This is a genomic window from Facilibium subflavum, assembly GCF_003574485.1.
GTDB lineage: Bacteria > Pseudomonadota > Gammaproteobacteria > Francisellales > Francisellaceae > Facilibium > Facilibium subflavum.
In genome coordinates this window covers 1-13,802 of record NZ_QLIT01000057.1, presented here as the reverse complement: position 1 = coordinate 13,802, position 13,802 = coordinate 1, and the positions used below count along the sequence as shown (strand labels likewise).

Below are 13,802 nucleotides of genomic sequence, written 5' to 3'. Positions count from 1 at the left end.
ATTCTATCTCTTTAAACATCCTAAATCCGCTGATCACTCTCAAGCGGTAATTAGCCATTATAGGGATTTTCATTTAACTGTCAAATGCTTTTTAACAAAAAATCTTTTATTTTTATCCGCCAAAAATTCAACTAGAATAAACACACAAATTATGTAACTACTTACTATATAGATAAACCCATTATGAATGACTTCACCAACCAAAATCATATAAAACATGCATTGAATACAATTTCCCTGGAAATTGATGCATTACACCACCTAAAAAACAATATTAATGAAAACTTTGCTCAAGCATGCCAAATAATCTTATCCTGTCAGGGACGTGTGATTGTGATCGGAATGGGAAAATCTGGTCATATTGCCTCTAAGATTGCGGCTACTTTAGCAAGTACTGGCACACCCGCTTTTTTTGTCCATCCAGCAGAAGCAGGCCATGGTGACTTCGGCATGATTACAAAACAAGATGTTGTTATCGCAATCTCAAACTCAGGATCTACCCCAGAGCTTACCGCATTAACACCGATGATTAAAATGCTGGGTATTCCTTTAATTGCAATGACCAGTAAACTCAACTCCCCTTTGGCAGATGCTGCTGATGTCACCTTAAACCTTGGCGTTACAAAAGAAGCATGTCCGCATAATCTTGCCCCAACATGTAGCACAACAGCAACATTAGTCTTAGGCGATGCATTAGCTATTAGTCTCCTTAGAGCCAAAAACTTCACTGCTGAAGATTTTGCCAGTTCACACCCAAGTGGCTCTCTTGGTAAGCGTTTACTATTAAAAGTAAAAAATCTAATGATTACAGGAGATAAAATCCCCCTTGTCCACCCAAATGCAACAATTGAACAAACCATAATGGAGATTAGCAGCAAAGGTTTAGGCATGAGCCTTGTTTCTGAAGATGGAAAAAAGATTTTGGGTATCTTTACTGATGGCGACCTGCGCCGCATGTTTGCACAAGAGAAATACAAAAAAGGTATTGCAATTAAAACACTTATGAGTAAGTCACCTAAAACAATTCATGAAGACGCTATGGCAATTGAAGCGCTTGAATTAATGAATCAACATAAAATCACATCATTGGCAGCAATCGATGATGATTGCCATCTTAAAGGAATCATCCATATGCATGATCTTATTAGAGAAGGTATTGCTTAGCCCATATCCCCCATGCTTACACAGTGGTAGCCTGCATCCACATGAATCACTTCCCCGGTAATACCACTTGATAAGTCTGATGCCAAAAATGCTGCCGTATTACCCACTTCCATGATATCAACGTTTTTCTTCATCGGCGCAACCTTGGCATTATATTCTAACATCTTCTTAAAGCTTTTAATACCTGAGGCTGCTAACGTTTTAATAGGACCTGCTGAAATCGCATTAGCACGAATACCTTTCTCGCCTAAAGCCAAAGCCGTATAACGTACCGTTGCCTCAAGCGAAGCTTTTGCAACCCCCATCGTATTGTAGCTTGGCATAGCGCGTTCAGCACCAAGATAGGTTAATGTAATCAAAGAAGCATTTCGCCCTTCCATCATGTTCTGCCCTTGTTTTGCTAATGCCGCAAAACTATAAGCACTGATATCATGCGCAATCCTGAAACCTTCCCGATTGACTGCTGAAATAAAATCTCCTTCCAGCTGATCAGCCGGTGCATAGGCTACTGAGTGCACAATACCATCCAGACCATCCCAGATGTTACCAAGTTGGTCAAAGACATTTTTAATCTGCTCATCACGACTGACATCACACTCAATCAGTGCCGCAGGCTTATATTTATCCGTTAGTTTCTCTAATCGCTCCTTAAAGCGCTCATTTTGATAAGTAAAAGCAAGCTCAGCGCCTTCTCGATGCATAGCTTCAGCAATACCATAAGCAATTGATTTATTACTTAACAAACCAACAATTAATATTTTTTTACCTTGTAAGAAACCCATATTCTTTCCTCTTTGATCATAATTAAACTTTCAAACATGAGCGCTATTATGCAATAATTTACCGACAACTGCAGCAATTAACACAGCAGTCATGGTATATTAACACAATCAACCACTTGTGAATAATTTTGCAGATAACATGCTATCTGCAAATAATGGAATAAAATACGATAGTTAAAGGTTTTTTAATAACATGAATAAAACAAGAAAAACAATCCACCCGCGTGCTTATGGCGAAGCGACAACTTATGGAAATGTGCATTTTGATCAATCTCGCGCCACTTGGAATATCTTTAAAGTGATGTCTGAGCTTGTTGAAGGCTATGAACGACTTGACTGTATCCAACCTGCTGTGAGCATTTTTGGCTCCGCCAGGCTATCACCCAAGTCAGAACACTATATGAATGCCGAAGCCATTGCGCACAAGCTTTCTGATAATGGTTTTACTGTAATCACTGGCGGTGGCCATGGTATCATGGCTGCTGGCAACATTGGTGCCTCTAAAGGCGAAGGTTTAAGTGTTGGCTTAAATATCCACTTGCCATTTGAGCAGATTCCCAACCAACACCAAGATATTTCACTTGATTATCGCTATTTCTTCACACGAAAAGCCATGTTTGTTAAGCATTCAATTGCTTATGTCGTCATGCCAGGAGGCTTTGGCACCTTAGATGAGCTATTTGACATTACCACGTTAGTGCAAACCAAAAAGAAACGAAACATGCCAATCATCCTTTTTAATAAAGGATTCTGGGGCGGCTTGATTGAGTGGATTAACACAAAACTTATTGATGAAGGTGTTATAAGCCCCGATGACCCAAACCTTTTGACAGTAACAGACTCTGTTGATGAAGTGGTGGATATTATCATCCAGCACAAAAAAGATAGCGATCAAGAAGAAGGTAAAAAAAGAGAATTTATTTTCTAAAGGAAAACCATGGAATACTTACAAAACAGTTTTACCGGGCTATATATCAATATGAGCATTCTTATCTCTGTACTAAGCGTTATTGTGCATATCGTGTGCGCTTTGGGCGTTTCTAAGGATTTAGGGAATTTCCACAAGCGGAATATCGCCCCGCAGCTGATGCCCAATTTTGCCTGGGTCTTAACCGTTTTAGTCACAGGCGTGTGGGGGTTTCTTATTTACTGGTTAATGCACCACTCAAGCTTATCAAGATAATATGATCATACACCTAAATGGCACTTGAAAACGCTCTTTGTCTGATTAGTTCATACATAGCAATGCCTGCTGCTACAGAAACGTTTAAACTTGAAACTTCGCCATACATCGGCAATTTCGCTAAAAAATCACAAGCACTTCTTGTGCCATGACGCATACCACTTCCTTCAGCACCAACGATAATTGCTGTTGGCGCTTTTAAGTCCAAGCTATATAAATAAGAATCAGCTTCACCTGCCATTCCAATAATCCAAACACCTTCAGATTGAAGCGTTTTTATCGCACGTGATAAATTAGTGGCAGCAACAAGCTTGACACTTTGCGCTGCACCACACGCCACTTTTTGTACCGTTGCATTTACACTGGCATTTTTATCTTTAGGAAAAACAATAAAATCAACACCTGCAGCATCTGCACTTCGAATACAGGCGCCAAAATTATGCGGATCTTGAACACCATCTAAAATAAGAATAAATGGTGTGGCTTTAGTCTCATGTAAAAGCTCAGGTAAATCTGCAGTTTCATATAACCGCACATCTGATGAACATAAAGCCAACACGCCTTGATGCACGACAGATACATCTATATTATGCGCTTGTAGCAATTCATTAAATTGAACCTTACTCAGCAATTTAACGACAACGCTCTTCTTTTGCGCATCCTGAATAAGTGGTTTCACCTTAGGCGTATTAGCACGATCTTTGATACAGTAGAGTGATTGGATACCCTGTGGGTAAACCTTAATGCGTGCTTTAATTGCATGAATGCCATAAAGTAACTCAGACACTAGGCTTCCTTATCTTTTGACTGGCGAAGTTGCAAGGTTCCAATAGCAACCCCTGACTTGCGCAGCTCTAAGACGACCTTATCAGTAATCTCCTGGCATTTATCAAGGCATTCATTACCACGTATCCCTTTTGACATCAACCAGTCTGCAATCTCTGTCAGATAAGATTTCAATGCATTAATCAATTTTTTATTCCGCTCGTTTGGACTGTAGCGATAACGGTTTTTATCTAAAGGCAAACTCCACTGTTGATATGAATGTGTAAGCTCCAATACAACATCAGCAACCATCTGCTCTACCGCAAGATCAAGCTTTCCTTCTGGCATGATATGCATTTCACGCATTGATTGTATTTGCTGACGCCTGATATCCGCCGTTGTTTTTGATGCGCCTTCCTGCAGATCGCTCAATCGCTTTCTGTTTGACAGCGTTACTTTCTTTTTGGACATTTTATTTAGACATTTTATTTAAAGCCTGATGATAGTAAGAATAATTATATACCACCCACAAATCATTTTACAGCGTTTCTCACTTTAACATTTGAATCAGTTGAGTGCTTCTTTATACTCAACAGCACCACATGATTATTTCTTATCAACGAGGATCTTCTTTTTTAATGCTTCAAGCACAACAGGGCTTACAAATTCAGCAACACGTTCAGGGTCAATTCTTGCCACTTCCCGTATCATTGTTGATGATAGATAAGTATATTTCTCATCTGGTGTTAAAAAAATTGTTTCCACATTTTTGTTCAAATGATGATTAATGCTCGCCATTTGGAACTCATACTCAAAGTCAGAAACTGCACGAAGTCCTCGGATAACAGCTTTTGCCTTATGCTGATCCACCAGATCAACTAACAATCCTTCAAACTGGATAACGGTTACCCGCTGATATTCATGAAATACTTCTTTCGTAATAGAAAAACGCTCATGCACATCAAAGAATGTTTGTTTATTTGTACCTGTTGAAATAGCTACAATAACATGATCAAAAAGGCAAAGTGCACGCTTTACCAAGTCAATATGCCCATAACTAATTGGATCAAATGTGCCAGGATATACAACCTTTGTCATCTTTGCTCCTAAAAGAGTCCTAATTCCAGCTTCGCTTCCTCTGTCATCATTTCCGAATTCCATGGTGGATCAAATACTAAAACGACATCGGCTTGATCAATATTAGCAAAAAGTTTTAATTTATCCTCAACTTCTTGCACTAAAACAGGCCCCATACCACAACCAGGTGCTGTTAATGTCATCTGAACACCAACATGATAATTGTTATTTTCCAGGCGATTAAACCCCAAATCATAAATCAAACCCAAATCGACGATATTAACAGGGATTTCAGGATCATAAATCGTTCTTAACTGTGACCAGACCAAGGCCTCATCAATATCATCACCTTTTTTAACATCAACTTTATCGCTAGGCAATTGAACCGCTTCACGGCCAATAGCATCAGCATCTTTACCATCCAGATAAACCAAGTTCCCCATGACATTCAGGCTAAAGCTCCCTCCCATCGCCTGGGTAACTAAAACTTCCTGACCTGGTAAAAGGTTCATTTTTTCACCATAAGGCACCGTCGTTACTTCAACTTCACGTCGGATAATTGCAACATCAGACATTTTCATAAGCCAATCTATTTATCTTGTTCATTTACGGTAAAACTTTCCCCACAACCACAACGGGCAGCCTCGTTAGGGTTTGAATATACAAGCTGCGACAACCCGAGCGCTTGTTTAACATAGTCAACATGCAAGCCTTCCAAATAGCGAAGTGCATCTTTATCCACAAAAAAACATACATCAGACTGCATCATTTCTATATGATTTTCAGGTTTTTTTTCAACCGGTTCGATGACATAAGCCAGGCCAGAACACCCGGTTTTTTTCACACTTATCTGAACACCAACTCCACCTTTTTTACGCAAATACTCAGCAAAGTGTTGTAACGCTGCCTTTGTAAAAGAAACAGGCATCTGTTGGCTTGGGTCAAACTTCTCAATCATTGCACACCTTCTATAATTTTTTATATGTTCAGGCTGTTTTTTATACATTATATAATATGATACAGATATAGTACCATTTAATCACGCTTAGCGCGAAATTTTTTTATTGTTTTTGATTCAACACGCAACAGCCAACTACAAGAACGTTCATATTGAGCAATAATTAAATGATAAAATAAATGCTAGCGTAACGGGGTTCTTTGCAGGAAGGTACGGAATTTCCTGTGACCCTTTACAAACCTTTTGTTAGTATGAGTTTCCAGTGATAAATTGATTTTTTGATCAATAATTATATCCTTACTCAATTACTTGTTAACCAAAAAAACTTAAATTTCAAGAGGTGCAGCTATAAAGTTGTTAGATAGCTCGACTCCTTTTTTAAATCCTTGATCATAAGCATCATACATACCTTGCTCTGTTGCTTTTGTATAATCAACACCTATTTCCTTCAAATCAAAATCGGGGTAGATACAATGAACTGTTTTAGCTTGCACACTTTCTTGGTTTAGTAAGGTTGTTTGAAAAAGATCATTGTAACAATGTAATGGGTCTGAAGATATAATGATAATTGCCTCAAATTGATTTTGCTGCGCTAACTCCAAAGCAGGACATGAGCAAGTATAAGAACCATCAATAAAAGCTTTATTATTAACCCATGCAGGAGTTTTCCAAGCATGCAGCATCCGTGTTGAAGCGTAAACAACCTCATTGAAATTATCAAACGTTAATTTCTCATTATTTGTATCCTCTTTTGAACTAAAGAGCACTTTTTGCAGGTTTTCTTTTACCCAGCTAGCATCCTTTTTCAATGCTTGTATTAATAACTTCCTGCCTAGTTTTCTAGCACCATCCCCTTGTGTAAATATTCTTGCTTCTTCAGTTATCACTTTACTAGTTGCCACAAGTAATTGGGCACAGTTCTTGTTAAAAATTGCATCTTTGATGATTTTGCCATAATTGTCAATACTATATAAAACAACATCGCTCATATTGAGTGTCTCTGATTTTTGAGCAACATCAACCCAATAACCAACACCTATCTCTTGAGATTTTTTCACCGCAGCAAGCCCTCCTGATAGTGTTGATGAAGATGAGCATGCATAGGTATCAGCATATACCCCTTTTGCTTCCAAACCACTTAAAACACCATGCGCAAATACGCCTTTCAATGTCCCTGATGCTATTGCAATACCTATCTTCATTAGTCTATTCTCCATTTATTGAAATGTTCTATATTGTTAAGTATTTTATATTTCATTGGTTTTCCGCTGGTTGTCATAGGAATTTCACCTTGAGCTAAGCAGTAAATCTCTGTTGGTAAAACTCCAAACTTATTAACCAGCAATGAGGAAAATGACCTACCCGCACTTTTTTGGGACACTTTTTCTTGTTGAATTTCATTGTATCTTCAAATTGCTTTGGCGTCATGTAATTTATCATTGAATGCAGGGCTACCTCATTAAAATTGCGCATTAAAAACCTTATATTAAGCAAAAATCATTTTGTTGCCTTGGCAACCACGGATTTAAGCTTAACAGTTGCGCAGGTATTGGAATACTATAGCGCACGTTGGAAAATTGAATCAGGGTTTAAAGAGCTCAAGCATGATATTGGCAGCTAAAGCAGGCCAGGCGAGAACATTCCGTGATAAATCACTTGAATATGTGTATGCTTGCCATTGGTTTCTATAAAGTAATGTTGACCTGGCATATTCTAAAAGCGCCCAAACATTTGCATGCTACTTGCACTTTTTTCGTAATCTAACTACACTAGCCTAATTTAAAAAATTCAACCATCTAACATGATAAAAAACCTATTCAAACCGGCAAAAGCGATTACACGCCTGCCAGAATCTGAAATTAATCGCCAGTATCCTTTCTTGCGTTTACGTATGTTTCTTGTTGCCTATATTGGCTATTTTACCTACTACTTTGGACGCAGCAGTTTCGATGTTTCAAAACAATATATTACGACATTAACACCCGATGAACTTGGCTTAATCGGTGCAGCGTTAGGAATCGCCTATGGTTTGAGTAAATTCCTCATGGGCAACGTTTCTGATCGAAGCAACGCAAAATACTTTTTAGCCACAGGACTTTTAATCTCCGGTGTTTTAAATTTACTTATCCCTTCATTTTTGAGTATAGGTGTTGGCATTATGTTTGTAATAATGCTTTTAAACGGCTGGGCTCAAGGCATGGGGTGGCCACCTTGTGCCAGAATTATTACACACTGGTTTAGCGATAAGGAACGTGGAACAAAAATGGGTATCTGGAACACGGCACATAATGTAGGTGCAGGTGTTTTAGCCATTGGTGTTGTGCCTTTAGGGATTTTAATTTTTGAAAATAACTGGCATGGCTTATTTTACCTGGCTGGGATTCTTTGTATCGTTGTTGGTATTTTAATTATTCTATTTGGCGCTGATACCCCACAATCTGTAGGATTACCACCCATTGAAGAATACAGTCACGATTACCCACCGGTTAGTTGCGAGCTTGCTGCCGCAGAGCGTGAAAAAGAGTTAAGCGCCAAGCAGATTTTTTTTCAGCATGTACTAAACAACCCTTGGGTCTGGGTAATTGCTTTTGCCAACGCCTTTGTCTATTGTGCCCGTTATGGACTTTTAAGCTGGTCAACCTACTATCTTGTTCAAGTCAAACACATGTCACTGGCAACAGGGCTTTGGGGATTTGCTTTGTTTGAATTACCCGCAATCCCAGGCACCATTTTAATCGGCTGGTTAACCGATAGAGTATTCAATGGTCGCCGTGCGCCAATGAGCGTTATCTGTATGGTTTTATTTATTATTGTCCTTTTTGTTTATTGGCATAGCACAACTTCAAGCGTCCTATTAATTTCACTCTCTGCTATGGGTGTTTTAATCTATGGCCCTGTGGCCTTGATTGGTATTTTAGCCATTGACCTGGTCCCCAAAAAAGCCGCCGGCACTGCAGCAGGCTTCACAGGATTATTTGGCTACTTCTTAGGGACCGTTGGTGCACAGGCCGTCATTGGCTTTATTGCAAGCTACTATGGATGGAATCAGGTCTTTATCTTTTTGATCAGCGCCAGCATTATTGCAACCATACTACTTGGTATTTGCTGGAATTTGCACAACCGAAAACCAGATTAGTTATCACTTTGGAGTCATAAAATGTATCAAAAAATCTTAATCGGAATACTATTACTTATCTCAACAGTTGGTGGCATTTTTGCAAAAACTGTTGATATTTACGCACATAGAGGTTTTCGCCCTTTAGCACCTGAAAATACACTTGTCGCTTATACCGATGCTTTAAAAATTGGTGTTGATGCCCTTGACATGGATATTAATATGACCAAGGATCACATCCTGGTAGTAACGCATGATTTAACGCTCAATCCAGCATTAACAAAAGATAAAGATGGCCACTGGATCAAACAGCCTATTCCCATCAAATCGCTTACGTTAAAACAGCTTGAGACATATACCGTTGGTGAGATAAAGCCAGGTTCAGATTTAGCGAAAATGTACCCTCATCACTTATCAATTAAAAACGTGCATATCCCCACCCTATTGGAAGTAATTAACTACGTTAAAACAACAGTTGATGACCGTGTTCGCCTTCAAATTGAGATTAAAACAAACCCATATGAGCCTAAGCTTAGTTACTCAGCAAAAGAAATGGCAAAAGCCCTTGATAAAGTCTTACGCCAGACAAACACCAGCAGTATGGCTGAAGTTCAAGCCTTTGAATGGTCTGCTTTGACTGAACTGCAAAAATTAAACCCGAAGGTTGAGACAGCTTACTTAACCGATCATACTACAGAGCCAATGTCGGCAAAAGAAGATAAACAGCCAAATAAAATCAATAAATGGACATACCCGCTACAACCAAGTAAATATAATTATGACTACCCGATTATGGTGCATAAATTAGGTGGCGATCTGTGGGAGCCCTATGAAAACGATCTAACAAAAAAAGCTTTGGATCAAGCCCATTTACTTGGCCTTAGAGTTGTAACCTGGAGCTGGACTGAGGCTGAAGGTAAAGATTTCAACTACAAAACCATTGAAAAACTTATAGATTGGGGGGTTGATGGGATTATTACAGACAGGCCCGATATTTTACGCGGTATTGAAGCAGCCAAAGGTTTAAACCTGCCGGCAGCTTATCCTAACACACCTTATCCACAAAAATATTAAACCTTTTTACCTGCAATTTCTAATGATTCTTGATTGGTATGTATTTTCACAAAAACTGTCTATACTTTATTCACATTAGTTTTGTTGCTTCTTAAAAATATACAAAACGCGCATTCGTATAAACGCCTTTCTATTCATGCTTATCCAGGTTAAGCATAATAGTTTATGATTCTTTAAACGATGCGCATGACTTTTAATTGCACTGCAGCATAATGTTAAATTGATAGATTATCTGATTATATTACCAACAAAACTGAGCTTAAGGCATGGTTGAGAGAACATCAAGAGGCTTTTCTTATGCAAACAGGTAATACGGGTATATCAGCAATCATTCAGGCAGATAAACGGCTAAAACAAATCAGAAAATATAAAAGACGATGGATTCTAACGGCTGTTTTTCTGCCTATTATTATTTTTCTATTGCTGATTATCAGTAAAGTCTCCCTACCCATAGATGCAAATGTGCTTGGGTTTGTTATTGCTATTATTTTGGTCATCGTTATTCCGGTGATTGCTGCTACAAGTGCTATTAGTGTGATGATCGTCTATATTATGCTGCACTTTTTTTATAAAAAAGAAATAGGCAAGCTAGAAAGCACTATTAAACAAAACCCAGAGGCATACAGACAGTTACAATCAATAAAAGCAGAGCAATCAACGCGTTTAAAGGCAGCCAGGCGTAAGTTAAAAGCACGTCATATTATTTATTGTCTTCTTGTTGTTGTGTTTGTAATTGCATTAATTGTGAGTCTTATTTTGTACTATCAAGCCAGACAGAATCAAAAGATTGCGATTGCCGGCCAGCATGTCGTTAAATTGCTTGAGAAAAAATATCACCAGCCATTTGAGATCGCTTCAGGGCGTTATGAAAGCAATCTCAAAGTATATGAGTTTCAAGCCTATCCTAAAGGCAATCCCTGGTTTGATTTTACGGTGTGGTCCAGTGGCCCTAATTCCACTAGATTTCGGGATGGATACCTAAACACAAGAAATAGCTTTGAAGCCTGGCAAATGGTAAAGGGATATATTACAGCAATTAGTGACAAGTATGCTATTGTTGGCATTGGCGTTGGAACACTGCATGGCGATGAAGCGGCATTGAGTGATTTACATAAAAATCAACTGCACTTAGATCAATGGGTTGCAAATCATGGATCAAAATTAGGATTTGGCGTGCGTATTTATTTCAATTTCCCTATTACACCAGAAAGTAAACAACGCATATTTAACCAGACATATAAAATGATAAAATTTTTGCAAAATAAAAAATTTGGCAGAGTTAGCATTCGTTTTCAATTTTTTAATCTAAAAGATAAGGATATTAAGGCTTTAGAAAAAAAATGGCGCCATGCACTGCCATTTCAATATGAAGATAATTATATCGCGGGGCTAGGAATCCATTCAAAACGTTTAAGAAAAGACCCGCAAAACCTCAATGCCAATGAGTTTGGCTATGTTACATATAATGACCTGGACAAGATTCATAGTCCAGATGATATTGCCCAGTTTTTCCACCAGTATAACATAGGAGAAGGAAAATGAGCCGTAAAAAAATCAGCGATAAAGATGCCAAAATACTTAGCGAGCTAGCATATTTAAACTTAAGCGGTTATGTAGTAAATGGATCTCAAGCTGAAGGACAGAGCATCCACGATATATTTTATGACCAAAATGGCCAAATACGCCCTGAAATTCGCAAAGAAACCAAACAAAATGCCGCATTAAAGGACTTTGTGAGTAAGCTTGACCTGCATTCACAACACTATGCCGGTACACTTAAAAACTACAACCTGTTAGCAACAAGCGATAACGTTATTAATTCAAACTCAGGTTATTATGCAATTGCTGTTCAGCGCAGCAATACCAATGATACCTATATATATAATCGTGGTACGGAAGATGTATTAGATATTATTTCAGATTTTAGTATGCTTGGCGGTAATGTGACTTCACAGATGTATGATGCCATTGCATTTACTGAAGCCTTGTTGCAAGGCTCAAAAAAAGCAGATAGTGATTTTTACATTACAACGCTTGGTTTTGGTGGCCATTCTTTAGGTGGCGCCATTGCACAGATTCTAACCGCTTACTTTTATAAAACAGTGATGATTTCAGAGACAAAAACTTTTGAAGCCTATGGCACTGAAAATATTTCATCGATACCAGAATTAGTCTCAATAGCTGCTGATTATTTTAACTTGGGTGACAGTATATATAAGCGGTTTTCATCAATGCCAAAAGAGGAACAAAAACGGCTGATTAAAAACTTTATCCATAGCGAGGATGCCGTATCATGGGTTAGCAGCCATATTGGCGAGGTGATAGAGATTGATAGTGATAATGGCAGGAATAAACGACTACGGCTTGATGTACACAGCATCAACAACTATGTGTATTTCCAGTTTGATAGTGATGGCAGCCTCGTCCCAGGTAAGCTTAATTTAGAGACAACATCACAGCTTTATAATGCATTAAAGCAAAAGCTCATCTCAGTAAACAAGCAACTTAATGCCATTGAAGACGTTTCTTTGGAAAACGCTTATGTTATACCGCCAGGGGTGATTGTGCGTGACGAGATCAAAGCATTAATTGATGCTCGAAATGAAGTCATCAAGCAAATAGCAGATTTTAAAGAAATTTTTTCAACAATGGATAACTATAACGAGACAGCCTTTGCCCAGGATGAAGATATCGAGTCGATGACTGAAGAGACTACAGAAGCACAGGATGAAGATGCAGTAGAAGCGCCGGCTGATCTTGATGCTAAAACCACTGAAGTTGTCGATAGCGACAACCAGTCAGAAAGCCTGGATACTGAGTCAAGTATTGAGGCGCTAAGCGATGCTAAGCCAGTTAATACAGCAACGATTGCTGATGAAATAAAGGATGAAAAAACAGCCAACCAGGAAGATAGTAAAGCGCTCGATAACACGACAGAGGCAATCTCTCAAGATACGATACAAAACGCAGAAAACGCACAGGATCATATCGAATCTGAGCACATAGATCAGGCATCAGATGATACTATAGCGTCAGCGATAAACCTGTTGGCTGCCAGTATTAAAAAGGCATTATGGGGTGAGGATATTATAGCAAAACTCAGCGGCTTTTCGCTTGCAGATGCGGTGTTTGAAACCTTTATTGCCGCAAATCAGCAACGCTTTGGTGATCCACTTGTTTTAGATTTAGATAACAACAGCATTAATACCATAAGTGTTAATAAGCAAGTAATGTTTGATCACAACACCGATGGTATCAAATATGCAACAGGCTGGGTTGGGGCAAAAGATGGGCTTCTTGTCCAGGATCTCAACCAAAATGGCCTGATTGATCATGGTGGTGAGTTATTTGGCGAGCATTATATCAAAAGTGATGGCAGCAAAGCGCGCGATGGTTTTGATGCACTAGCTGATCTTGATAGCAATGGTGATGGTGTGATCTCTGTGGCCGATAATGCATTTAATAATCTTTATGTCTGGCAGGATAAAAACAGTGATGCAATTACACAACAAGGCGAGCTTTATCATATCAGTCAAACAGGGATTACTCAGATTTCACTTACAACCAGTAATGAAAACAGACAAAGCGATGGCGGTGTGATTGTGAAATCAAGCACCTATCAAACAAGTGATGGTAATGAAGCGGCAATATCGGCCATTAATTTTGTTGAAAATCACTTTTTTC

General features: G+C 38.7%; 15 protein-coding genes. 8 read left to right on the top strand and 7 right to left on the bottom strand.

The window, feature by feature from the left end; genetic code table 11:
* The first annotated feature begins 183 nt into the window (after positions 1-183).
* Entirely contained in the window at positions 184-1,164 is a 981-nt protein-coding gene (locus DNK84_RS04695; RefSeq protein ID WP_119343412.1) for a KpsF/GutQ family sugar-phosphate isomerase, read from the top strand.
* On the opposite strand, the gene DNK84_RS04690 is transcribed toward DNK84_RS04695, so the two are convergent.
* Complete coding sequence (locus DNK84_RS04690; protein WP_119343411.1) at positions 1,161-1,946, bottom strand: enoyl-ACP reductase FabI; 786 nt, start codon at positions 1,944-1,946, stop codon at positions 1,161-1,163. The genes DNK84_RS04695 and DNK84_RS04690 overlap by 4 nt on opposite strands.
* Before the next feature lie 193 nt (positions 1,947-2,139).
* On the opposite strand from DNK84_RS04690, the gene DNK84_RS04685 reads away from it, so the two are divergent.
* Together DNK84_RS04685 and DNK84_RS04680 are read left to right on the top strand one after the other, a co-directional pair.
* Positions 2,140-2,874, top strand: a complete 735-nt coding sequence (locus tag DNK84_RS04685; RefSeq protein WP_235826824.1) for an LOG family protein — start codon at positions 2,140-2,142, stop codon at positions 2,872-2,874.
* A gap of 9 nt (positions 2,875-2,883) precedes the next feature.
* Positions 2,884-3,129, top strand: a complete 246-nt coding sequence (locus DNK84_RS04680; RefSeq protein WP_119343410.1) for a hypothetical protein — start codon at positions 2,884-2,886, stop codon at positions 3,127-3,129.
* Positions 3,130-3,142: 13 nt separating this feature from the next.
* On the opposite strand, the gene rlmB is transcribed toward DNK84_RS04680, so the two are convergent.
* The 6 genes from rlmB to DNK84_RS04650 all read right to left on the bottom strand — a co-directional run bounded on the left by rlmB (position 3,143) and on the right by DNK84_RS04650 (position 6,987).
* The gene (rlmB, locus tag DNK84_RS04675) at positions 3,143-3,916 is read right to left on the bottom strand and encodes a 23S rRNA (guanosine(2251)-2'-O)-methyltransferase RlmB (protein ID WP_119343409.1); all 774 of its coding nucleotides are present in this window, start codon (positions 3,914-3,916) and stop codon (positions 3,143-3,145) included.
* A complete protein-coding gene (locus DNK84_RS04670; protein WP_119343408.1) occupies positions 3,916-4,365 on the bottom strand; it encodes a hypothetical protein in 450 nt (149 codons plus the stop codon). Before DNK84_RS04670 ends, rlmB begins: the two co-directional genes overlap by 1 nt.
* A 135-nt stretch (positions 4,366-4,500) precedes the next feature.
* Positions 4,501-4,992: a pantetheine-phosphate adenylyltransferase gene (coaD, locus tag DNK84_RS04665; RefSeq protein WP_119343407.1), complete on the bottom strand. Its 492-nt coding sequence runs from the start codon at positions 4,990-4,992 to the stop codon at positions 4,501-4,503.
* An 8-nt stretch (positions 4,993-5,000) separates the two neighbouring features.
* Positions 5,001-5,552: a putative Fe-S cluster assembly protein SufT gene (sufT, locus tag DNK84_RS04660; protein WP_119343406.1), complete on the bottom strand. Its 552-nt coding sequence runs from the start codon at positions 5,550-5,552 to the stop codon at positions 5,001-5,003.
* 8 nt (positions 5,553-5,560) lie between these two features.
* On the bottom strand, positions 5,561-5,929 hold the full coding sequence (locus DNK84_RS04655) for a HesB/IscA family protein (RefSeq protein ID WP_162902223.1): 369 nt from the start codon (positions 5,927-5,929) through the stop codon (positions 5,561-5,563).
* Positions 5,930-6,255: 326 nt separating this feature from the next.
* A complete protein-coding gene (locus DNK84_RS04650; RefSeq protein ID WP_162902222.1) occupies positions 6,256-6,987 on the bottom strand; it encodes a hypothetical protein in 732 nt (243 codons plus the stop codon).
* 407 nt (positions 6,988-7,394) lie between these two features.
* Here DNK84_RS04650 and DNK84_RS04645 point away from each other — a divergent pair, with 407 nt between their 5' ends.
* The 5 genes from DNK84_RS04645 to DNK84_RS04625 all read left to right on the top strand — a co-directional run.
* Positions 7,395-7,550 carry a transposase gene (locus DNK84_RS04645; RefSeq protein WP_162902221.1) on the top strand — a complete coding sequence of 52 codons (156 nt, stop codon included), beginning with the start codon at positions 7,395-7,397 and terminating at the stop codon, positions 7,548-7,550.
* 180 nt (positions 7,551-7,730) lie between these two features.
* On the top strand, positions 7,731-9,065 hold the full coding sequence (locus tag DNK84_RS04640) for an MFS transporter (RefSeq protein ID WP_119343402.1): 1,335 nt from the start codon (positions 7,731-7,733) through the stop codon (positions 9,063-9,065).
* 21 nt (positions 9,066-9,086) lie between these two features.
* Positions 9,087-10,118 (top strand): glycerophosphodiester phosphodiesterase, encoded by a 1,032-nt coding sequence (locus tag DNK84_RS04635; RefSeq protein ID WP_119343401.1) that lies wholly within the window; start codon positions 9,087-9,089, stop codon positions 10,116-10,118.
* A gap of 297 nt (positions 10,119-10,415) precedes the next feature.
* The gene (locus DNK84_RS04630; RefSeq protein ID WP_119343400.1) at positions 10,416-11,660 is read left to right on the top strand and encodes a hypothetical protein; all 1,245 of its coding nucleotides are present in this window, start codon (positions 10,416-10,418) and stop codon (positions 11,658-11,660) included.
* On the top strand, positions 11,657-13,802 hold a 2,146-nt coding region (locus tag DNK84_RS04625; RefSeq protein WP_407920606.1), incomplete at its 3' end, for a lipase family protein. The genes DNK84_RS04630 and DNK84_RS04625, both read left to right, overlap by 4 nt.